The following is a 20,875-nucleotide window of genomic DNA, read 5'->3' as shown; positions in this document are numbered from 1 at the left end:
CGCCGCCGGTGGACACAGTCTTCGCCGCGCCCGCAGCGCGGCCCATCGCCCGACCGGCCGGCTCGGAGCCGGCGCAAACCGCACCCGGCGGTAGGAAAACTCCCATGTCACGCGGCGGGCGCTAGAATCCCGAGCCTCTCCCGACCGAAGACCACGCCGTGGACGCCAGCAAAGTTGATCGCTACGTTGCCGAGAAATGGGACGACGACATCGTTCCCCAACTCGTCGAATACATCCGCATTCCCAACAAGTCGCCGATGTTCGACGTCGACTGGGTGAAGAACGGCTATATGGAAGACGCCGTCAAGCTGATGGAGTCTTGGGCGCGCGCGCAGTCGATCCCCGGCATGCAATTGGAAGTGGTGCGGCTGGAAGGACGCACGCCGCTCATCTTCATCGACATCCCGGCCACCGGCCCGGAAACCGGCGACGATTGCGTGTTGCTATACGGCCACTTGGACAAGCAGCCGGAAATGACCGGCTGGGACGACGACCTCGGCCCGTGGAAGCCGGTGATCAAGGGCGACAAGCTGTTCGGCCGCGGCGGCGCCGACGACGGTTACGCGATTTTCGGTTCGCTGGCCGCGATCCAGGCGCTGCAGCAGCAAGGCGCGCCGCACGCGCGCTGCGTGGTGCTGATCGAAGCCTGCGAAGAATCCGGCAGCTACGACCTGCCCGCCTACGTCGACCATCTGGCCGACCGCATCGGCAAGCCGTCGCTGGTGGTGTGTTTGGATTCGGGCTGCGGCAATTACGAGCAGCTGTGGTGCACCACTTCGCTGCGCGGCATGGCCGGCGGCAACTTCACGGTGAAGGTGTTGGAGGAAGGCGTGCATTCGGGCGATGCGTCCGGCATCGTGCCGTCCAGCTTCCGCCTGCTGCGGCAGTTGCTGTCGCGGATCGAGGACGAAAAGACCGGCCGCATCCTCATCGAGGGTTTGCATGCCGAAATCCCCGCCGACCGTCTCGCCCAGGCCAAGAAAGTCGCGCAAGTGCTGGGCGACGAGGTCTACAGCAAATTCCCGTTCTTGCCGGGCATGGAGCCGATGGCGGACGACTTGTCCGAACTCGTGCTCAATCGCACTTGGCGCCCAGCGCTGTCGGTGACCGGCGTGGACGGCATGCCGCCGCTATCGTCCGCGGGCAACGTGCTGCGCCCCTACACCTCGGTCAAGCTCAGCCTGCGCCTGCCGCCCACGTTGGACGGCAAGCGCGGCGGCGAATTGCTGCAGGAAGCATTGCTGCGCGATCCGCCGAACGGCGCGAAGGTGACGCTCGCTTTGGAGAAAGCGTCTACCGGTTGGAACGCGCCGGCGATGTCGCCGTGGTTGGAAAAGGCCATCGACGCGGCCAGCCTGGAATTCTTCAAGGCGCCGGCGATGTATATGGGCGAAGGCGGCACGATTCCGTTCATGGGCATGCTGGGCGAGAAATTCCCCGGCGCGCAATTCATGATCACCGGCGTGCTGGGCCCGCATTCCAACGCGCACGGCCCGAACGAGTTCCTGCACATCCCGATGGGCAAGCGGGTGACGGCTTCGGTGGCGCGCGTGATCGCCGAACACCACGCCGCCAGCGTGCGCGGCGAAACGGTCGGCGCGGCCGCGGTGGCCGGCGGCGAGCAGCACGGAGAACACGGCTGCTGCTGACACTGGCGCCCGCGGCGCGGCCTGCTATCCTCGGCCCGCATTCCCACTATCTGGAGGGGGTATGGAAGGTTTGTTGGGCGGCAACAACTGGCTCGTCACGATCCTGATCGGTTTCGTCGTCGGTTTGCTCGCGCGTTTCCTGAAACCGGGCAACGACAAGATGGGCATCATCCTGACCACCCTGCTCGGCATCGCCGGCGCGGTGGCGGCGAGCTGGGTCGGACAGCAGATGGGCTGGTACGCGCCCGGGCAACCGGCGGGCTTCATCGGCGCGCTGATCGGCGCGATCCTGATCCTGATCGTGGTCGGCCTGTTCCGGCGCAAGAAGCCGGGTTTGCCGCCGCGTTGAAGAAATGTCGGCTTCAAAAAAACGCCCCGCCCGCGGGGCGTTTTGCTTTTCGTAGGAGCGGCTTTAGCCGCGAGCTTTTTCCCTCAAATCGCGACATTGCAAGTATTTTCATGAGAGAGCTCGCGGCTAGAGCCGCTCCACGAAAAGCCGCCTTCCGCACGCCCGAAACGTTAGGCTATAGCGCATGACCGTTGCCGCCCTCGACCGCGAACAAGCCCGACTCGCATGGACCCGCCGCCAACTCGGCGAAGGCTCCATCGATCTGCAACGCGCCTCCGTCGACGCCGGTTTCCGCAGTTATTGGCGCACCGTCGGCGTCGAACCGAGCCGGATCGTGATGGACTCCCCGCCCGGTTTGGAAGACGTGCGCCCGTGGCTGCGCATGCGAGACCTGCTGGAAGGCGGCGGCGTGCGCGTGCCGCAAGTGCTGGCGAGCGACGTCGAAGGCGGCTTCCTGCTGCTCGAGGATTTGGGCGGCCCGACTTTGGCGAAAACGCTGGATGCGGACAACGCCGACGGATATTTCGAAGCCGCGGTCGGCCAATTGCTGAAACTGCAATCGATCGCGCCGCCCGAGGGCATGGGCGAATTCGGCGAGGCTTTGTTGCAGCGCGACGCCGGGTTGTTCGAAGAATGGTTCCTGCGCCGGCATCTGGGCTTGGCCTTGGATTGCGGCGAACTCGAATCGCTGGAGCTGGCGCAACGCCGGTTGATGGACAACGCCCTAGCCCAAGCGCGCGTGCTGACCCATCGCGACTTCATGCCGCGCAATCTGATGCCGGTGTCGCCCGGCCCGGCCGTGCTCGATTTTCAGGATTGCGTGCGCGGGCCTATCGCCTACGACCCGGTCAGCCTGTTCAAGGACGCTTTCGTCAGCTGGCCGTTGGCGCGCGTGGACGGCTGGCTGGCGCGATACCACGCGCGCGCCGCCAAGGCCCGATTGCCGGTGCCGGCATGGGATGTTTTCCTGCGCGACGCCGACTGGATGGGCATCCAGCGCCATCTCAAGATCCTCGGCATCTTCTCGCGGCTGAAGCACCGCGACGGCAAGCCGCATTACTTGCGCGACGCGCCGCGAATCGTCGGCTATCTGGACGAAGTGCTGCCGCGGCATCCGCAGCTTTCCGCGCTGAAAGAACTGCTGGATCGCCGCATCCGTCCTGCGCTCGAAAAGGTCGGCGTCGAATGAAGGCTTTGATTTTCGCCGCCGGTTTGGGCGAACGGATGCGGCCGTTGACCGACGTCACGCCCAAGCCGCTGCTCGAAGCGGGCGGCAAACCGCTGATCGCTTGGCATTTGGAAAAACTGGCCGCGCTCGGCATTCGCGAAGTGGTGATCAACACCAGCTGGCTGGCCGAACGATTCCCGCAAACGCTCGGCGACGGCGAACGCTGGGGCCTGTCGATCCGGTACTCCTACGAGGGCGCGACGCCGCTGGAAACCGGCGGCGGCATGCTGCAGGCCTTGGCGATGCTCGGCGAAGCGCCGTTCATGGCGGTCAACGGCGACATCTGGACCGATTACGACTTCGCCCGCCTGCCGCGCGAACCGCGCGGATTGGCGCATCTGGTGCTGGTGGACAATCCGCCGCAGCATCCGCACGGCGATTTCGCGTTGCGGGCGGACGGGTCGGTCGCTGCGGAATCCGCGGCGGCGCAAGGATCGAGCCTGTTCTTCGGCGGCGGACAATCCTCGGGCGCCAAGCTCACCTTTTCCGGCATCGGCGTTTATCGGCCCGCCCTGTTCGACGGTTGGCGCGGCACGATCGGCGACGCGCCGGGCGCCGACGAGACGCCGCCGCGCTTCAAGCTGGCCCCGCTGCTGCGCGCGGCGATGGCGCGCAACGGCGCGTCGGGCGAGCACCATCGCGGGCGGTGGACGGATGTGGGTACCCCGGAGCGGTTGGCGATGCTCGACGAAACGCTGCGATCCGGCGCCACGTAATACGGCATGCGTTGCTTTTGATCGTGTAGAGCGGAGCTTGCTCCGCTGCCGTTGTTTTTCGGCCATCGAATCAAAGCAGCGGAGCAAGCTCCGCTCTACACAAGCGAGGGCTTGCGAATCAACCGAGAATATGGCGCAAAAACGGCACCGTGACGCGCCGCTGGGCGGCCAGCGAGGCGCGGTCGAGTTCGTCGAGCAACCCGGTCAACGAAGCCAGGTCGCGATCGACGCGCTTCAACAGCCAATCGATCGCCGCTTCGTCGAAAGCCAAGCCGCGCCGCTGCGCGCGCTGCAGCAGCACTTCTTTGCGGCCTTCGTCGTCCAGCGCCGCCAAAGCGATGCGGGCGCATTGCGACAAGCGCGAACGCAGATCCGGCAGGGTCAACGGCAAGGCATCGGGATTGGCGTTCGCCGCGTACAGCACGCCGACGGCGGCCGGGCGCGCGCGGTTGTGGAAATCGAACAGCGCGATCTCGTCTTCGCGATCGCCGGCGATCGCTTCCAGGCCGTCGAGTGCGATGAAGTCGTTGCCTTCCAAGGCTTCCAGCGCTTCGCGCAATCGGCCGGCGGCCGCGCGCAACGGCAGATAGGCGGCGCGGCGCCCGGCTTGTTCGGCCGACGCGCAGGCGGCCAGCGCCAGATGGGTTTTGCCGACGCCGGCAGGACCGCTGAGATACAGCCAGCCCGCCGAAGCCGTCTCCGCCAACGCCCGCAACTGCGCCGACGCGCCGGGCGGCGCGCCGACGAAAGTCTCGAAGCGCTGGTCGGGCGGATAACGCAACGCCAGCGGCAATTGCGGGCCGGAACCGGAACGGCTCACGCGCGGTCGGCGCCCTTGTCTTCGCCCGGAACGATGATGCCGCCGGGGCTGGCGTGCGGATCCAGCACGATCTCCGGCTTGTCGCCGCCGTACAGCTTGCTGTGGGTATAACGCTGGTGGGCGTAACGCAGCAGCACGTTAGCGATCGCCGCCACCGGCAACGCGAGCAGCATGCCGAGGAAGCCGAACAACTGCCCGCCGGCCAGCACGGCGAAGATCACCGCCACCGGATGCAAGCCGATGCGGTCGCCGACCAGCTTCGGCGTCAGCCAATAGCTCTCGATCACCTGGCCGATGCCGAACACCGCCAGCACGCCGGCCACGTGCTTCCAATCGCCGTATTGCACCAACGCCGCGATCACGCCGAACAGCACGCCGCTGGTCGGACCCAGATAAGGCACGAACGTGAGCAAGCCGGCGACGATGCCGATCAGGATGCCTAGATCCAAACCGACCAGCCACAGCCCGACGCCGTACATGATCCCCAGGATCACCATCACCAGCAGCTGCCCGCGCAGGAAGCCGCCGAGCACGTCGCTGGATTCTTTGGCCAGTTGCGACACGGTGTCGATGTGCTTGCGCGGGACCAACGAAGCCGCGCGTTCGACGAAAACGTCCCAATCGCGCAGCAGGAAGAAGGTCAGCACCGGCAGCAGCACGATGTTCGCGACCCAGGCGATCAACGCGAACCCGGAACGCGACAGATAGCCCAGCACGGTGGTGGCCACGCCGCCGGCGCGTTCCCAATTGCTGCGCACCAATTCGATGAGGTGGTTCAGGTCGAACCACACCGTCAGCTGCAGACCGGTCTTGGCTTCGAGCCAGGGCAATGCGGTGGCCATGATCCAATCGCGGTAGTGCGGCAGCGATTCGATCAAGGTCGTGATCTGTTCTTCGATCACCGGCACCAGCAGCGCCAGCACCAGGATCATCAGCAGCGCCATCGCCACGAACACCAAGGTCACCGCGACGTTGCGCGAACGGCCGGCGCGTTGCAGGCGGTCGACGAGCGGATCGCCCAGCCAGCCCAGCAGCGCGGCCATCACGAACGGCGTCAGCACCGGCGCCAGCAACCAGATGAGCCAGCCCGCGGCTAAAGCGACCAGTCCCCACTGCAGGCGCTTGAGGAACAGCGCGATATCGGCCATCGCCGTTTCGTTCATGGCGGCCTCAGCGCAGTTGGAAGGTGGCCGGCTCGCCGTCGCCGCCGCTGATCACGTCGTCGTCCGCCATGCGCTTGAGCCCGGCGATGCCGGTCAGCAGGTCCAGGTCGTATTCCATCGCGCCGGGCGTCGCGCGCACCGGAACGATCTTGCGCACCACCGGCAGCTTCTGCAGATAGGCGGACAGGCGGATGAAATCCTCGGCGCTGTCGATGCCGGTGAAGGCGACGCGGTAAGTGCCGGCCGGGCCGACCGCATTGCGCTTGGCGTATTTGCGCGACAGCGCGTCGCCGGCGACGTCGGCGCCCGAAGCCAGGGCGCGGCGCGCATCGCCCGAATCCACCGACTTCTGCAGCAGCACTTTGCCGCCGTCGACGAAGGTCCAATCGGCGGTCCAGCCGCCCTTGGCGCGATACAACTTGCCGATCAACTGCATCGGCGGGCTGTAGCGCGAAGACAAGCGCGCTATCGCGGCGGTATCGCCGCGCCAGATCGCGCCGACCGCGGCCTGTTCGGCGGCGCTGCCCGAAGGCAAGCCCAAACGGTAGCCACGTTCGAGCGCGCGCTGGGTCAGCGGCTTGGCGACGTTGTTCTGCGGCAAGCCGACCAGGCGCGGACCGTTGCCGTCGTCGATCGCCAACCAGATCACCGGCTTCGGCCGCGGTTCCGGCCACACGGGAATGCCGAGCGAGGCGGCCATGCCGTCGACCTTGTCCTGGTCGAAACGCGCGATCAAGGTGGTGCGGAAGGTCGGCGCGCCGGTCGCGGAGGTGCCTTCGTCCTGCCGGTAGTCGTAACTCTTCACGTAATCCTGGGCCTTGCGCAGCTCCTGGCCCACGCCGGGGCGCATCGCCGCATTGCCCTCGCCCGAGAGCTTGCCCAGCACCTGGGCCAGGGCGCGGGCCAGACCGGCCTTGCGCTCGCTTTCGCTTTGGCTGTTGACCGGCACCTCGGCCTCGTAGACCCCCTGCGCGCCCGCGCGGTCGCCCTCGACCCGCTGCGCCCAGGCCGTGCCCGTCAGCGCCAGCGTCGCCGCCAGCCAAAGGGCCGTCCCCGCCTTCCGAATCGCTCGATGCATGCCTGGATCCTGTCGCGCCGTACGCTGCGCCAGCCGAAATGGTGCCGCAGGCGCGCTCCCGCGTCCATGTTCGCGCGCCCGGCGCTGCTAAAATCGCCGTCCCAGCGCCTTGCGAGCAGCCGTGACGACTCCCACCCCCCTCACTTACCGCGACGCGGGCGTCGATATCGATGCCGGCAACGAAGTCGTCGAACGGATCAAACCCCTGGTCAAACGCAGTTTCCGCCCCGAGGTGATGGGCGGCTTGGGCGGCTTCGGCGCATTGTTCGACTTGTCCGGCAAATACCGCGAGCCCGTGCTCGTCTCCGGCACCGACGGCGTCGGCACCAAGCTGAAACTGGCGCAGCAGCTGAACCGCCACGACACCATCGGCATCGACCTGGTCGGCATGTGCGTGAACGACGTGCTGGTGCAGGGCGCCGAGCCGCTGTTCTTCCTGGACTATTTCGCCACCGGCAAGCTGGACGTCGACACCACCGTGGCGGTGGTCGGCGGCATCGCCAAAGGTTGCGAACTCGCCGGCTGCGCGCTGATCGGCGGCGAAACCGCCGAGATGCCCGACATGTATCCGCCGGGCGAATACGACTTGGCCGGCTTCACCGTCGGCGCGGTCGAGAAATCCAAGCTGCTCGACGGCGCCAAGGTGCGCCAAGGCGACCTGCTGATCGGCATCGCCTCCAGCGGCCCGCATTCGAACGGCTATTCGCTGGTCCGCCGCATCTACGACCGCGCCGGGCGTCCGGCGGATCTGGACGTGGGCGGCGTCAAACTGGTCGATGCGCTGATGGCGCCGACCACGCTGTACGTGAAGCCGATCCTGGAATTGTTGGGCAAGCACGATCTACATGCGATGGCCCACATCACCGGCGGCGGATTGACCGAGAACATCATCCGCGTGATCCCGGACGGCCTGGGCCTGGACATCGAAGCGTCCGCGATCGTGCTGCCGCCGGTGTTCGATTGGCTGCAGCGCGAAGGCGCGGTGCCGCGCGAAGAGATGTGGCGCACGTTCAACTGCGGCGTGGGTTTCGTGCTGGTCGTCGCGCAAGACGATGCGGCGGCGGTCGAGGGCGATCTCGATCGCCTGGGCCTGGCGCATCGCCGGATCGGCGCGGTGGTGCCGACACGCGACGGCGAGCGCGTGCGCATCGGCTGATTCGCGCATGCCGTTCTACCGGGTGGAGTTGCACACGCGGCTGCCGGTCGCGGAGGCGGTCCGGCGCGTGGCGTCCTGCACGCAGCGCAAGCCGCGGCTTATGGAACCTTTCTGGAGCGCGTTCGGCACCGACGACAAGAAGGCGCGCTATTTCGCCGGAGAAGTGACCGCCGACGCGTTCTCGATTTGCCGCGTCATCCGCTATCAAAACGGCTTCGCGCCGCAGATCCGCGGAAAAGTGCTGCCCGAACTCGGCGGATCGCGCATCCGGCTGACCATGCATTTGCATCCGCTCGCCGGCTTGTTCATGGCGTTTTGGCTTTCGATGGTCGGCTTCATGTCGGTCCAGATGCTCGCCGCGCCCACCGGAGCGGGAACTGGAACGCTCATCCCGATCGGCATGTTCGTGTTCGGCGTAGCGCTGACGGCATTGGCGTTCTATCCCGAAGCCATCAAGGCGAAAAACAAGCTCATGTCCGTGCTCGACGCGAAAACGGCCCCTGCAGGCCGCGTGCCGACGGTGTCGCGATGAACGCTGCGAAACGCCGCATCGCGGTCTTGGCTTCGGGCCGAGGCAGCAATTTGCAGGCCCTGCTCGACGCCATCGCCGACGGCCGCCTGGACGCCGACATCGTCGGCGTGTTCTCCGATAAGCCCGCCGCGCCGGTGCTGCAGCGCGTGCCCGACGCCTTGCGTTGGAGCCGCGATGCGAGGTCGTACGCGGACAAGGCCGACTACGAGCGCGAACTCGGCGATGCGCTCGCGGCCTGCGCGCCGGATTGGATCGTTTGCGCGGGCTATATGCGCATCCTCGGCGATGCGCTGGTGGAACGCTTCCGCGGCCGCATGCTCAACATCCATCCGTCGCTGCTGCCCAAATACCGCGGCTTGAAGACCCACGCGCGGGCGCTGGAGGCGGGCGATGCGGAACACGGCGCCAGCGTGCATTTCGTGACCCCGGAATTGGACGCCGGCGCGGTGATCGCGCAGGCGCGCATTCCTGTCCTGCCGGGCGACGACCCGGAAAGCCTCGCCCGGCGCGTGCTCGAACGCGAACATCCGCTCCTGGTCGCCGTGCTGCAGTGGGCGGTTTCCGGGCGGCTTAATGAACGCGGAACAACCGTGGCCGTGGATGGTCATACCCTGTTTACGCCGTTGCACTTAGATTGCGCCGGCCGACTCGCCCCTCCGGGAACCGAATGATCCGTCCTTTCGCTCTGCTGCTCTTGCTGCCGCTGGGCCTCGCCTACGCGCAGGAAACCGCTCCGCAGCAGGCACCGGCGCAGAACGCGCCAGCTGCGGATCCGGCCGCTCTGCCGCTCGCCGCGCCAGCGCAAGCGCCGCTGCAGCCGTTCGTGGCCGACTACGAGGTGTACCGCGCCGGCAAACGGGTCGGCGACGCGACGCTGCAAGTGGCGAAACTCGACGGCGATCGCTGGCGCGTGGACCTGGGTCTGCGCGGCACGCGCGGCTTGGCGCGGCTGGCCGGGCTCAACATCGAGCAGAGCACGCTGTTCGACGTGGTCGGCGGCCGCTATCGGCCGTTGAGCCAGGCCACCGTGCGCCACGCCATTTTCTCGGGCAAGGAAAACACCGGCACCTACGATTGGAACAACCGCACCGCGGTCTGGGAAGGCGACGTCAAGAAGGAACGGCGCGCCGCCGTCGCGCTGCAGGACGGCGACATGAGCGCGCTGCTGATCAACCTGGCGATCGTGCGCGACGCTCAGCCCGGCAAGCATCTGCAATACCGCTTCGTCGACGACGGCCGGGTGCGCAACCACGAATACGCGGTGTCGACGGAATTGGAGAAAGTCACCGTCGACGATCTCGACTACAACGCCATGCGCGTGGCCCGGGTGCGCAGCGGCAACGAAGAAACCATCCTCTGGGTCTCGTACGGCGTGCCGACGCCGATCCGGATGGTGCAGCGCAAGGACGGCGAAGACGTCACCGACTTGCGTCTGATCCAATACAACAGGAGTCAGTGAGCATGGCCATCGCTATCAAATCCGTCTTCGTCGCATCCGCGCTGTTCGCCGGCGCAAGCTTTCCGGCCGCCGCCATCGAATCGTTTTCCGCCGACTATCAAGCCAATTACATGGGCATCGTCGGCACCGGCAAGATGACCTTGCAGCCGGCCGGCGGCAACCAATGGAAGTACACGCTGAACATCCGCAGCAGCGGCGCCAGCCTCACCCAATCCACCACGTTCGAAGACCGCAACGGCCAATGGCGTCCCTTGTCCAGCAACGATTCCTCGCTGCTGTTGATCAAGAAGGTCAACAAGATAGCGACCTACGACTGGAACAAGAACGAGGCGCGCTGGAGCGGCGATGTGAAAGCCGACCGCGCCGGCCCGGTGGCGCTGAAGGCCGGGGACATGGACGGCATGCTGATCAATCTGGCGATCGCGCGCGACGTCGCCGCGGGCAAGCCGCTGAACTACCGCATGGTCGAAGACGGCCGCGCCAAGCAGCTCAGCTACGAAGTCGCCGGCAAGGAAACGATCACCGTCGAAGGCAAACAGAAGCAAGCCACCAAGGTGATCCGCAACGACGGCAACAAGCAAACCGTGGCATGGGTGGTGCCGGGCCTGCCGGTGCCGGCGCGGATCCTGCAGCGCAAGGACGGACGCGACGAGATGGATCTGACGCTGCAGGCGCTGCGTTGAGGCCTTTTAGCCCTCTCCCGCCTGCGGGAGAGGGTCGGGTGAGGGCGCGCGGACTGGCCGATAGCCACAAGCCATTGGCCTCAGACAAAAAACACATCGGAATATCGGGTCGACGCGATCTGAAGATCTGCGTGCCCTCACCCCAGCCCTCTCCCCGCAAGCGGGAGAGGAAGTCATCGGCAAGCTATTTGTTGCTCGCGTCGCCCATCGTAGTCTTGCAATCCACCCGTATCGACTCTCCGCTGCTGCGCCAGGCGAACGCGCTGCACTCGCGGTTGCCTTCCTTGGTCTTCTTCACGGTCACCGCGTACCAGGACTGCAGGATCTCGTCCTTGGTCACCACGCCGTCGCCGTTCCAATCCATGTCTTCGTTGGGCACGCCGGCGGTGAACGCCATGCCGACGTACGAGGCGTAGCCCACGTACGCGGCGACCACGACCAGCAGGCCGACGAACAGCCGGCGCCGGAAGCCGAAGCGAGGCTTGTTGCCGTAAGGAACGTTCATCCGATCCGCCGGATCTTCGCGCCCAATCCGCCGAGCTTCTGTTCGATGTTTTCGTAACCGCGATCCAGATGGTAGATGCGGTCGATGGTGGTTTCGCCTTCGGCGACCAGGCCGGCCAGGATCAGCGAAGCCGACGCGCGCAGATCGGTGGCCATCACCGGCGCGCCGCTGAGCTGGGCCACGCCGTGCACGGTGGCGTGGTTGCCGTCGACGCGGATGTCCGCGCCCAAGCGGATCAACTCCTGCACGTGCATGAAGCGGTTTTCGAAGATCGTTTCGTCGATGCTGGCGGTGCCTTCGGCGATGCAGTTGAGCGCCATGAATTGGGCCTGCATATCGGTCGGAAACGCGGGATGCGGCGCGGTGACGATGTTGACCGCTTTCGGCCGTTTGCCGGCCATGTCGAGCGTGATGCGGTCGCCGTCGCTGTCGAGCGTCGCGCCCGCTTCCTCCAGCTTGGCCATCACCGCATGCAAGGTGTCGGGCCGGGCGTGGGTCGCGACGACGCGGCCGCCGGTCATCGCCGCGGCGACCAGGAAGGTGCCGGTCTCGATCCGGTCCGGCAGCACCGAATGCGCGCCGCCGTGCAGGCGCTCGACGCCGCGCACGACGATGCGCGGACTGCCAGCGCCTTCGACGTCGGCGCCCATCGCATTGAGGCAGGCGGCCAGGTCGACGATCTCCGGCTCCATCGCCGCGTTCTCCAGCACGCTGGTGCCGGAAGCCAGCGCTGCGGCCATCAGCACGTTCTCGGTGGCGCCGACCGAAACGGTGTCGAACACCACGCGCGCGCCCCTGAGCTTCGACGCTTTCGCTTTGATGAAACCGTGGTCGACGTTGATCTCCGCGCCCAGCGCCTGCAGGCCTTTGATATGCAGGTCGACGGGACGCGAGCCGATCGCGCAGCCGCCCGGCAACGAAACTTCGGCGTCGCCGAAGCGCGCCAGCAGCGGCCCCAGCACCAGCACCGAAGCGCGCATGGTCTTGACCAGTTCGTACGGCGCGACGTGGCTGTGCACGCTGCGCGCGTCTAGCGTCAGTTTCGAACCGCCGTTGCGCTCGACGCCGACGCCCAGCTCGCCGAGCAGCTTCAACGTGGTCTTGACGTCGTGCAAGTCGGGCACGTTGTCGATCGTCACCGGACCGTCGGCCAACAAGGCGGCGCAGAGGATGGGCAGCACGGCGTTCTTGGCGCCGGAGATGCGGACTTCGCCGTGGAGCGGCGCGCCGCCGGTGACTACGATTTTCTGCATGGAAATCCGTTTATTGTTTTGTAGAGCGGGGCTTGCCCCGCTGCTTTTTGTTGGTGTTCGCCGGCGCCGAATCAAGAGCAGCGGGGCAAGCCCGCTCCACAAAGCGACGGATTCGATCAAACTGTTCCGGCTTCTTCCGGCGTCAGGGTCTTCAAAGCCAGCGCATGGATCTCGCCCCCCATGCGTTCGCCGAGCGTGGCGTAAACCAAGCGGTGGCGGGCCAGCGGCAACTTGCCGCGAAAGGCTTCGGCGACCACGGTGGCTTCGAAGTGCACGCCGTCGGCGCCGGACACCGACGCGCTGGCGCCGGGCAAGCCTTTTTCGATCAATTCGCGGATGGTGTTCGCGTCCAATTTAAGGGAACCGCCTGGTCGAGTGGGGAGTGCGGCCGGGACCGGCCGGGCCGCGATCGCCCTCGAACGGGCGTTTTCGCGGGGGATGCGCGTAAAATGACTGCAATAGCCTAACGGAAAGCCCGCGCCCTCGAAATGGCAAACGACGTTTCCCATGCCCCCGTCGCGCCCGGCGCGCTCGCCGCCAGCGGCCGCCGCGTCTTCGAAATCGAAGCGCGCGGGCTGGACGCCGTCGCCGCGCGCATCGACGGCGCTTTCTCGGCCGCCTGCGAACTGATCCTGGCCGCACGCGGTCGCGTGGTCTGCACCGGGATGGGCAAGTCGGGCCACATCGCGCGCAAGATCGCGGCCACCCTCGCCTCCACCGGCACGCCGGCGTTCTACGTGCACCCGGGCGAGGCCGGCCACGGCGATCTGGGCATGATCACCGACGCCGACATCGTCCTCGCTCTGTCCTATTCCGGCGAAAGCGAAGAAGTGCTGACGCTGCTGCCGGTGCTCAAGCGCCAGGGCAATCTTTTGATCGCGATGACCGGCCGCGCCCACTCCACTTTGGCCGGCGAGGCCGACGTGCATTTGGACGTCAGCGTGCCGGCCGAAGCCTGCCCGCTCGACTTGGCGCCCACCTCCAGCACCACCGCTTCGCTGGCGATGGGCGACGCGCTGGCCGTCGCGCTGCTGGAAGCGCGCGGCTTCACCGCCGACGACTTCGCGCGTTCGCATCCGGCCGGCAGCCTCGGCCGCCGTTTGCTGCTGCATATCTCCGATGTGATGCACGCCGGCGCCGAAGTGCCGAAGGTGCGCGAGACCGCGCGCTTGAGCGAAGCGTTGGTGGAGATGAGCCGCAAGCGCTTGGGCATGACCGCGGTGGTCGACGCGGACGACCGGCTGTTGGGATTGTTTACCGACGGCGACTTGCGCCGCACCCTGGACGACGACCGCGCCGATCTGCGCAATACGCTGATCTCCGAAGTGATGACCCAGTCGCCCAAGACCATCGCATCGGATCGGCTGGCGGTGGAGGCCGCGCAATTGATGGAGGCGCACAAGATCAACGCTCTGCTGGTGGTCGACGCCGAGCGGCGCGTGGTCGGCGCGCTCAATATTCACGACCTGTTGCGTGCCCGCGTGGTTTAACCGCTGCCGTGCGCTCTCCCGACCTCGCCCATCCCGCCGACCTGCTGGCCCGCGCCGCGAAGATCAAGCTCGCTTGCTTCGACGTCGACGGCACGCTCACCGACGGGCGCCTGTATTTCGATAGCGAAGGCCGCGAGTCGAAAGCCTTCCACGTGCTCGACGGCCAGGGCTTGGTGCTGCTGCGCAAGCACGGCATCCACGTGGCCTTCGTCACCGCGCGCGCCAGCGGGTCCGCCGAAAGACGCGCCGCCGACCTCGGCGTCGAAGCGTGCATCGGCGTGCAGGACAAGCTGGCCTGCGTGACCGGCATCGCGCAGCGGCTCGGCATCGGCCTGGAGCAGGCATCGTTCATGGGCGACGACTTGCCCGACCTGGCCGTGATGTACCGCGCCGGCTTGTCCGTCGCCCCGGCCAATGCGCACGGCTCGGTCCTCGCATACGTGCACTGGCGCACCCAGGCGCGCGGCGGCGAAGGCGCGGCGCGCGAGTTCTGCGATCTGCTGCTCGAAGCGCAAGGCTTGACCGAGCGCGTCCGCGAACAGGCTTTGGCGCAATGAACTGGCGCGCCATCCTGACCCTGACCTTGCTGGTCGCCGCGATCTTCAGCGGCTGGTCGCTGTGGAAACAGCATCAGCACGAGCGTCCTTCGGCCGCGCGCAGCGATCGGCCGGACTACGTGCTCAGGGACTTCGAAGTGGTCTCGCTGGACGAGCACGGCAAAGAGGCCTTCACCTTGCGCGCGCCGCAACTCAAGCGCCGGCCCGACGACAAGACCATGACCCTGCAGACGCCGCTGTTCTTCTTCCCGGACAAGCAGGGCGCCTACTGGCAGGTGCGTTCGCAGGACGCCTGGGTCAGCGCCAAGGGCGAAGAGGTGCGGCTCCAGGGCGACGTGAACGTGGACAGCCCGCCCGGCGATCCGCGCCCGGTCAAGATGGCCACCTCCCGGCTGAACGTTTTCCCGGACGCGAACCGGGCAAGCACCCCCGAGCTCGTCACCGTCACCCAACCCGGTCTTATACTGCGCGGTCGGGGCTTCGAGACCGATCTGAAGACCAAGCGTTACGAGTTCAATTCCCAGGTCCGGACCACCTATGACCCTTCGACCCGCCGCTAGCCTCGTCCTGCTCGCCTTCGCCCTGGTGGCGTCGGCGGCCGCGCCGGCCTGGGCGCGTTCGACCGACCGCAGCAAGCCGATCAACGTCGACGCCGGCAACCAGAAAGGTTCCACCGACGAAAGCGCGCCCACCGTCTTCAGCGGCGGCGTCCACATCACCCAGGGCACGCTCGACATCAAGTCCAGCGTGGCCGAACTCACCGTGCGCAACGGCGATCCGACCCGCGCGGTGTTCACCGGCAACCAGGTGGTGATGAAGCAGGAAATGGACGACGGCGCGCCGGTGACCGCGCGCGCGGACAAAGTGGATTACGACCTCACCACCGAGATCATCGTCTTCATAGGCAACGCCTATATGGAGAACCCGCGCGGCAGCACCAGCGGCCCGCGGATCACCTACAACATGAAGACCGGCCAGATCGAAAGCAGCGGCGACGGCAGCGGCGGCCGGGTCAAGACCACGATCCTGCCCAAGTCGGCGCAGGGCCGGCCTGCGCAAGGCAAGAAGTAAATGCTGGTCGCCCGCGGCCTGCGCAAGGCTTACCGCTCGCGCGAGGTGGTGCGCGATTTCGAACTGACCCTGGACGCCGGCGAAGTGGTCGGCTTGCTCGGCCCCAACGGCGCCGGCAAGACCACCTGCTTCTACATGATCGTCGGCCTGGTGCCGGCCGATGCGGGCGAAATCGTGCTCGACGGCCGCGACATCACCAGCGAACCGATGTACACCCGCGCCAAGCTCGGCGTCGGCTATCTGCCGCAAGAACCCTCGGTGTTCCGCAAGCTGACCGTAGCCGACAACCTGCGCCTGGTACTGGAGCTGCGCCCCGACCTGGACGCCGACGGCCGCGAGCGGGAACTCGAGAAACTGATGGACGAGCTGCAGGTCACGCACGTGGCCGAGCAGATAGGCGCGAGCCTGTCCGGCGGCGAGCGGCGCCGGGTGGAGATCGCGCGCGCATTGGCCGCGCAACCGCGATTGATGCTGCTGGACGAGCCGTTCGCGGGCGTGGACCCCATCTCGGTCGGCGAGATCCAACGAATCGTGAGCCATCTCAAGAATCGCGGCATCGGGGTCCTGATCACCGACCACAACGTCCGCGAGACCTTGGGCATTTGCGACCGCGCGTATATCCTCCACGATGGCAGCGTGCTCGCGCAGGGGGCTCCGGACGCGCTGCTATCCAATCCCGACGTCCGCCGCGTCTACCTCGGAGAGGGTTTCCGCCTGTAACGCACGGCCGCCGGGCCCGCCCGGATGCGTTGTCCGTTACAGATGATGAAGCCCAGACTGCAGACCTCCCTATCGCAACAATTGGTGATGACGCCACAGCTGCGTCAGGCGATCCAGTTGCTGCAGATGTCCGCGGCCGAGCTGGAGGCGGAAATCGCCGCCGCGGTGGAGAGCAATCCCCTGCTCGATTGGACCGACGAGGCCGCGCCTTCGGAAATCGTCCTGCCCACCGAGCCCCGCGCCGGCGAAAACGGCAACGGCACCGAGGCGGAGAGCGCCGCCGCAGCGGCCGAGCCCGACGAGCCCTGGACCATCGGCGAGGAGGCCTGGCAGGAGCGGATCGGCCCCTCCTCCGACCGCGACGAGGACCACGACGACGCGGCCGACCGGGTCGCCGAGCCGGAAACCCTCGGCGACCACCTGCTCTGGCAGCTCCATCTCACCCATCTGAGCCTGCGCGACCGCCGGATCGGCGCGATCCTGATCGACTCGCTCGACGACGACGGCTATCTGCGCGAACCGATCGACGCCATCGCCGACAGCCTGCGCCCCGAGATCCACGCCTCCAACGACGAAATCCTGGCCGTGCTGCGCCAGATCCAGCGTTTCGACCCGCCCGGCGTAGGCGCCCGCAACCTGGGCGAATGCCTGGCCCTGCAGCTGGCGCTGCTGGCCGACGAGACGCCGGGCAAGGCGCTGGCGCTGCGGATCGCCGACGGGCCGATCGAGCGCTTGCCGAAAGTGGGCATCGACGGCCTGGCGCACGAAATGGGCTGCGAAGTCGCCGAAACGGCCCTGGCCGTGCAACTGCTGCGCTCGCTCGATCCGCGCCCCGGCGCCCAGATCGGCGGCCTGTCCAGCGACACCTACGTGACCCCCGATTGCGTGGTCTGGCGCCAGCACGGCGTCTGGCGCGCAGCGCTGGCGTACAACGCGGCGCCGAAGGTCTCGATCCACCGCGGCTACGAGCGCATGATCGGCGCCGCCTCGCAGGCCGACGCCGGCTATCTGCGCGGCCGTCTGCAGGAAGCGCGCTGGCTGCTGCGCAGCATCGAAGCCCGCGGCGAGACGCTGCTGAAGGTGATGCGCTGCCTGATCCGGCAGCAATCCGCCTTCCTCGAATTCGGCGAGCAAGCCCTGCGCCCGCTGACCCTGCGCGAAGTGGCCGGCGAAGTCGGCCTGCACGAATCCACGGTTTCGCGCGCGATCGCGCGCAAGTACGTGCGCACCCCGCGCGGCACCGTGCCGCTGCGCGCCTTCTTCGCCTCCGGCATCGACACCGAAGGCGGCGGCGGCGCCTCCAGCACCGCCATCCAGGCCATGATCCGCGAGCTGATCCAGGCCGAGAACCCGCGCAAACCCTTGTCCGACGCCAGCCTGGCCCAGACCCTGAAGACCGCCGGCGTGCCCGTCGCGCGGCGCACCGTGGCCAAATACCGCGAGGCGATGAACATCCCCTCCTCCCACGAACGCGTCCGGATCGGTTAAGGCTTATCTTTTCGCTTAACCTAGCTTTCACTCGCGACTTGCCGCGAAAGCCGTAGGGTGGGAACGCGGGCACGGCCCGCAGCAAACCAACGAATGCAGGAGGTCAAAATGCGCATCGAAACCCACGGCCAGCAGATCGAAATCACTCCGGCCCTGCGCGACTACGTCGAAACCAAGCTCGCGCGCCTGTCGCGCCATTTCGACCGGCCGCTCGACGTGCGCACGCAGCTCAGCATCGACAAGCCCGACCATCGCGCCGAAGCCACGATCATCGTCTCCGGCCGCACCTTGCACGCCGACGCCAACGCCGTCGACATGTACGCCGCCATCGATCTGCTCGCCGACAAGCTCGACCGCCTGCTGGTCAAGCACAAGAAGAAGCTGGTCGAGCACCGCCGCGCCGACGGCCTGGCGCGCAGCGGCGAATTCGGCTGAAGGATCGCCATCGGCCATGCCGCTCGAACGATTGTTGGCCGCGGACCGGATCGAGCCCGCGGCCCAAGCCGACGACAGCGACGCGGTGCTGGACGCCGCCGCGCGCCTGTTGGCCGACGACGCGCCGACGCAGGTCGCGGCTGTCGCCGCCAGCCTGCGCCAGCGCGAACGCCTGGGCAGCACCGCGATCGGCCATGGCATCGCCATTCCGCACGGCCGTAGCGACGCTTTCGCCGAACCGCGCGGCGCGTTCCTGCGCTTGGCGCATCCGGTCGCGTTCGGCGCCGGCGACGAACAACCGGTCGACTTGGTGTTCGCCCTAATCGTACCCGCGCATTTCACCCAGCAGCATCTGCAACTGCTCTCCGAACTGGCCGAGCGCTTCGCCGACGCCGACTACCGCGACGCGTTGCGCCACGCCGACGACGGCGGCGCCTTGTTGCGGCTGCTGTCGCAACCGCCGCCGCCCGCGGCCGCTCTCCGATCCGGCGCACGCCCATGAACGAACGCATCACCGCCCGCGAATTGTTCGAACAACAACGCGAACGGCTGGCGTTGCGCTGGGTCGCCGGCGAACGCGGCGCCGAGCGCGTGCTCGAATCGGTGGAAACGGTGGCGCGGCGCCCGTCGCTGTCCGGCTATCTCAACATCATCTATCCGAACAAAGTGCAGATCCTCGGCACCGAGGAATTGGCTTGGCTGGACGCGCTGGATTCGCGCCAGCGTTGGGAAACCATCGAGAAGATGATCCAGTTCCGCCCGCTGGCGATGGTGATCAGCAAAAATCAGGTGTGCCCGGAAGACTTGCGCCGCGCGGCCGAAGAATCCGACACGCCGCTGTGGTCTTCGCCCAAGCGCGGCCACGAACTGCTCAACCATCTGCAATACCATTTGGCGCGCACGCTGGCGCCGCGGATCACGCTGCACGGCGTGTTCATGGAAATCTATTCGATCGGCGTGCTGATCACCGGCGAATCGGGTTCGGGCAAGAGCGAACTCGCGCTGGAACTGGTGACGCGCGGCCATCGCCTGGTCGCCGACGACGCGCCCGAATTCACCCAGATCGCGCCCGACGTGCTCGACGGCACCTGCCCGGAAATGCTGCAGGACCTGCTGGAACTGCGCGGCCTGGGCGTGCTGAACATCCGCCAGATGTTCGGCGACACCGCGGTGAAGCGGAACAAATACCTGCGCCTGATCGTGCACCTCACCCGCCCGCACCTGGAGCCGCAGCCCAGCGGCATCGAGCGCCTCACCGGCGACGTCGGCGTGCGCCGAGTGCTGGACTTGGACGTGCCGATGATCACCCTGCCCGTGATGCCGGGCCGCAACCTGGCCGTGCTGACCGAAGCGGCCACGCGCACGCACATCCTGCGCGCGAAGGGCGTCGATCCCGCCGCGGCGTTCATGGCACGGCATTCGCACTTCCTCGAACGCGCGACCTGACCCGTTCGCTATTGCTTTTGTGGGAGTGGCTTTAGCCGCGAGCTTTTGCCTTCGGATCGCTGCTGCGTGAGGAAAAAGCTCGCGGCCAAGTCGCTCCCACAAAGCCCAAGCGGTCGGGCAACCTCTACAATGCGGCATCGGATACCGGCCTCGGCCTCGCGACCATGAACAACCCCGCCCCGACCCACCACGACGTCACCCAATCCCTGGTCATCGTCAGCGGCATGTCCGGCTCGGGCAAGTCGGTGGCCTTGAAGACGTTCGAAGACCTGGGCTTCTACTGCGTCGACAACCTGCCGGCGGAACTGCTCTCCGATTTCGTGCGAAGCACGATGCGCGCCGACGGCACGCCGGAAAAACTGGCGGTCGGCATCGACATCCGCAGCCGCAGCGATCTGGCCAATCTGCCCGAATGGCTGTCCGCCGTCGGCAAGCTGGGGCTGGACCCGAAACTGGTGTTCTTCGACGCCCGCGACGAAGTGCTGCTGAAGCGCTACGCCGACACGCGCCGGCGCCATCCGCTGAGCCATTTGGGCCTGTCGCTGGCCGATGCGATCTCGCTGGAAAAACAAGTGCTGAAGCCGCTGCGCACGCTGGCCGACGTGGTCATCGACACCAGCACTTTGAACGTGCACCAATTGCGCCGGCAGGTGATCACCGAATTCGGCCTGAGTTCCGATTCGACCCTGTCGCTGCTGTTCGAATCCTTCGCCTACCGCCGCGGCGTGCCGCCCGACGCCGACTTCGTATTCGACGCGCGCGGCCTGACCAATCCGCACTGGAACGCCGAACTGCGCCCGCTATCCGGTCGCGACCAAGCGGTGCGCGATTTCCTGGAAACCCAATCCGAAGCGCCCGAGTACGCCGCCCAAGTCGCCGCCTTCCTCGACACCTGGCTGCCGCGCATGCAGTCGGACACGCGCAGCTACGTCACCATCGCGTTCGGATGCAGCGGCGGGCGGCACCGCTCGGTCTATCTGGCCGAACGCTTGGCCGAGCATGCCCGCGAGAAGGGGTGGCCTGAGGTGGCGGTGCATCATCGCGAGTTGGACTGAAGCTTCGCTTTCCACACGTCGA

The 20,875-nt window shown here is 66.9% G+C and carries 25 protein-coding genes; 19 read left to right on the top strand and 6 right to left on the bottom strand.

Annotation, left to right across the window (positions count from 1 at the left end; translation table 11 throughout):
* The first annotated feature begins 158 nt into the window (after nucleotides 1–158).
* The 4 genes from FCE95_RS12595 (at nucleotide 159) to murU (ending at nucleotide 3,942) form a co-directional block, all read left to right on the top strand.
* Entirely contained in the window at nucleotides 159–1,649 is a 1,491-nt protein-coding gene (locus FCE95_RS12595; protein WP_137267357.1) for a M20 family metallopeptidase, read from the top strand.
* 61 nt (nucleotides 1,650–1,710) lie between these two features.
* Nucleotides 1,711–1,998, top strand: coding sequence for a GlsB/YeaQ/YmgE family stress response membrane protein (locus FCE95_RS12590; protein ID WP_137267356.1), 288 nt, complete (start codon nucleotides 1,711–1,713; stop codon nucleotides 1,996–1,998).
* 184 nt (nucleotides 1,999–2,182) lie between these two features.
* A complete protein-coding gene (locus tag FCE95_RS12585; RefSeq protein WP_137267355.1) occupies nucleotides 2,183–3,187 on the top strand; it encodes an aminoglycoside phosphotransferase family protein in 1,005 nt (334 codons plus the stop codon).
* Entirely contained in the window at nucleotides 3,184–3,942 is a 759-nt protein-coding gene (gene murU / locus FCE95_RS12580; protein WP_137267354.1) for an N-acetylmuramate alpha-1-phosphate uridylyltransferase MurU, read from the top strand. Before FCE95_RS12585 ends, murU begins: the two co-directional genes overlap by 4 nt.
* A gap of 118 nt (nucleotides 3,943–4,060) precedes the next feature.
* Here murU and hda read toward each other — a convergent pair whose 3' ends face one another.
* The 3 genes from hda to FCE95_RS12565 are packed head-to-tail and all read right to left on the bottom strand — an operon-like array spanning nucleotide 4,061 to nucleotide 7,003.
* Nucleotides 4,061–4,762, bottom strand: coding sequence for a DnaA regulatory inactivator Hda (hda, locus tag FCE95_RS12575; protein ID WP_137267353.1), 702 nt, complete (start codon nucleotides 4,760–4,762; stop codon nucleotides 4,061–4,063).
* Nucleotides 4,759–5,925, bottom strand: coding sequence for an AI-2E family transporter (locus tag FCE95_RS12570; RefSeq protein ID WP_137267352.1), 1,167 nt, complete (start codon nucleotides 5,923–5,925; stop codon nucleotides 4,759–4,761). Before FCE95_RS12570 ends, hda begins: the two co-directional genes overlap by 4 nt.
* Nucleotides 5,926–5,932: 7 nt before the next feature.
* Nucleotides 5,933–7,003, bottom strand: coding sequence for a DUF2066 domain-containing protein (locus FCE95_RS12565; RefSeq protein ID WP_137267351.1), 1,071 nt, complete (start codon nucleotides 7,001–7,003; stop codon nucleotides 5,933–5,935).
* A 121-nt stretch (nucleotides 7,004–7,124) separates the two neighbouring features.
* Here FCE95_RS12565 and purM point away from each other — a divergent pair, with 121 nt between their 5' ends.
* The 5 genes from purM to FCE95_RS12540 are packed head-to-tail and all read left to right on the top strand — an operon-like array spanning nucleotide 7,125 to nucleotide 10,833.
* On the top strand, nucleotides 7,125–8,159 hold the full coding sequence (purM, locus tag FCE95_RS12560; protein WP_137267350.1) for a phosphoribosylformylglycinamidine cyclo-ligase: 1,035 nt from the start codon (nucleotides 7,125–7,127) through the stop codon (nucleotides 8,157–8,159).
* Between the two features lie 7 nt (nucleotides 8,160–8,166).
* The gene (locus tag FCE95_RS12555) at nucleotides 8,167–8,691 is read left to right on the top strand and encodes a hypothetical protein (RefSeq protein WP_137267349.1); all 525 of its coding nucleotides are present in this window, start codon (nucleotides 8,167–8,169) and stop codon (nucleotides 8,689–8,691) included.
* Nucleotides 8,688–9,362, top strand: a complete 675-nt coding sequence (gene purN / locus FCE95_RS12550; RefSeq protein WP_137267348.1) for a phosphoribosylglycinamide formyltransferase — start codon at nucleotides 8,688–8,690, stop codon at nucleotides 9,360–9,362. Before FCE95_RS12555 ends, purN begins: the two co-directional genes overlap by 4 nt.
* Nucleotides 9,359–10,150: a DUF3108 domain-containing protein gene (locus FCE95_RS12545; protein ID WP_137267347.1), complete on the top strand. Its 792-nt coding sequence runs from the start codon at nucleotides 9,359–9,361 to the stop codon at nucleotides 10,148–10,150. The genes purN and FCE95_RS12545 overlap by 4 nt, the downstream gene beginning before the upstream one ends.
* A 2-nt stretch (nucleotides 10,151–10,152) precedes the next feature.
* Nucleotides 10,153–10,833, top strand: a complete 681-nt coding sequence (locus tag FCE95_RS12540; protein WP_137267346.1) for a DUF3108 domain-containing protein — start codon at nucleotides 10,153–10,155, stop codon at nucleotides 10,831–10,833.
* Between the two features lie 184 nt (nucleotides 10,834–11,017).
* Here FCE95_RS12540 and FCE95_RS12535 read toward each other — a convergent pair whose 3' ends face one another.
* The 3 genes from FCE95_RS12535 to FCE95_RS12525 all read right to left on the bottom strand — a co-directional run bounded on the left by FCE95_RS12535 (nucleotide 11,018) and on the right by FCE95_RS12525 (nucleotide 12,944).
* Nucleotides 11,018–11,338 (bottom strand): EF-hand domain-containing protein, encoded by a 321-nt coding sequence (locus FCE95_RS12535; RefSeq protein WP_137267345.1) that lies wholly within the window; start codon nucleotides 11,336–11,338, stop codon nucleotides 11,018–11,020.
* Complete coding sequence (murA, locus tag FCE95_RS12530) at nucleotides 11,335–12,591, bottom strand: UDP-N-acetylglucosamine 1-carboxyvinyltransferase (protein ID WP_137267344.1); 1,257 nt, start codon at nucleotides 12,589–12,591, stop codon at nucleotides 11,335–11,337. Before murA ends, FCE95_RS12535 begins: the two co-directional genes overlap by 4 nt.
* A gap of 116 nt (nucleotides 12,592–12,707) precedes the next feature.
* Nucleotides 12,708–12,944 carry a BolA family protein gene (locus FCE95_RS12525; RefSeq protein ID WP_137267343.1) on the bottom strand — a complete coding sequence of 79 codons (237 nt, stop codon included), beginning with the start codon at nucleotides 12,942–12,944 and terminating at the stop codon, nucleotides 12,708–12,710.
* 135 nt (nucleotides 12,945–13,079) lie between these two features.
* Here FCE95_RS12525 and FCE95_RS12520 point away from each other — a divergent pair, with 135 nt between their 5' ends.
* The 10 genes from FCE95_RS12520 to rapZ all read left to right on the top strand — a co-directional run bounded on the left by FCE95_RS12520 (nucleotide 13,080) and on the right by rapZ (nucleotide 20,853).
* Complete coding sequence (locus FCE95_RS12520; protein ID WP_137267342.1) at nucleotides 13,080–14,081, top strand: KpsF/GutQ family sugar-phosphate isomerase; 1,002 nt, start codon at nucleotides 13,080–13,082, stop codon at nucleotides 14,079–14,081.
* 8 nt (nucleotides 14,082–14,089) lie between these two features.
* Nucleotides 14,090–14,638: a KdsC family phosphatase gene (locus tag FCE95_RS12515; protein WP_137267341.1), complete on the top strand. Its 549-nt coding sequence runs from the start codon at nucleotides 14,090–14,092 to the stop codon at nucleotides 14,636–14,638.
* Nucleotides 14,635–15,198, top strand: a complete 564-nt coding sequence (lptC, locus tag FCE95_RS12510) for an LPS export ABC transporter periplasmic protein LptC (protein ID WP_137267340.1) — start codon at nucleotides 14,635–14,637, stop codon at nucleotides 15,196–15,198. Before FCE95_RS12515 ends, lptC begins: the two co-directional genes overlap by 4 nt.
* Nucleotides 15,176–15,709 (top strand): lipopolysaccharide transport periplasmic protein LptA, encoded by a 534-nt coding sequence (gene lptA, locus FCE95_RS12505; RefSeq protein ID WP_137267339.1) that lies wholly within the window; start codon nucleotides 15,176–15,178, stop codon nucleotides 15,707–15,709. Before lptC ends, lptA begins: the two co-directional genes overlap by 23 nt.
* On the top strand, nucleotides 15,710–16,429 hold the full coding sequence (lptB, locus tag FCE95_RS12500) for an LPS export ABC transporter ATP-binding protein (protein WP_137267338.1): 720 nt from the start codon (nucleotides 15,710–15,712) through the stop codon (nucleotides 16,427–16,429).
* 24 nt (nucleotides 16,430–16,453) lie between these two features.
* Nucleotides 16,454–17,917 (top strand): RNA polymerase factor sigma-54, encoded by a 1,464-nt coding sequence (locus FCE95_RS12495; RefSeq protein WP_484496913.1) that lies wholly within the window; start codon nucleotides 16,454–16,456, stop codon nucleotides 17,915–17,917.
* Between the two features lie 108 nt (nucleotides 17,918–18,025).
* A complete protein-coding gene (hpf, locus tag FCE95_RS12490) occupies nucleotides 18,026–18,352 on the top strand; it encodes a ribosome hibernation-promoting factor, HPF/YfiA family (protein ID WP_137267336.1) in 327 nt (108 codons plus the stop codon).
* A gap of 16 nt (nucleotides 18,353–18,368) precedes the next feature.
* The gene (locus FCE95_RS12485; protein WP_137267335.1) at nucleotides 18,369–18,854 is read left to right on the top strand and encodes a PTS sugar transporter subunit IIA; all 486 of its coding nucleotides are present in this window, start codon (nucleotides 18,369–18,371) and stop codon (nucleotides 18,852–18,854) included.
* Nucleotides 18,851–19,798 (top strand): HPr(Ser) kinase/phosphatase, encoded by a 948-nt coding sequence (gene hprK / locus FCE95_RS12480; protein ID WP_137267334.1) that lies wholly within the window; start codon nucleotides 18,851–18,853, stop codon nucleotides 19,796–19,798. The genes FCE95_RS12485 and hprK overlap by 4 nt, the downstream gene beginning before the upstream one ends.
* Nucleotides 19,799–19,962: 164 nt before the next feature.
* Complete coding sequence (gene rapZ / locus FCE95_RS12475; RefSeq protein ID WP_137267333.1) at nucleotides 19,963–20,853, top strand: RNase adapter RapZ; 891 nt, start codon at nucleotides 19,963–19,965, stop codon at nucleotides 20,851–20,853.
* The last annotated feature ends 22 nt before the right edge of the window (nucleotides 20,854–20,875 follow it).

This window comes from Luteimonas gilva, assembly GCF_005239095.1.
Taxonomy (GTDB): Bacteria; Pseudomonadota; Gammaproteobacteria; order Xanthomonadales; family Xanthomonadaceae; genus Luteimonas_C; species Luteimonas_C gilva.
This window is presented reverse-complemented; position numbering and strand designations above follow the sequence as displayed.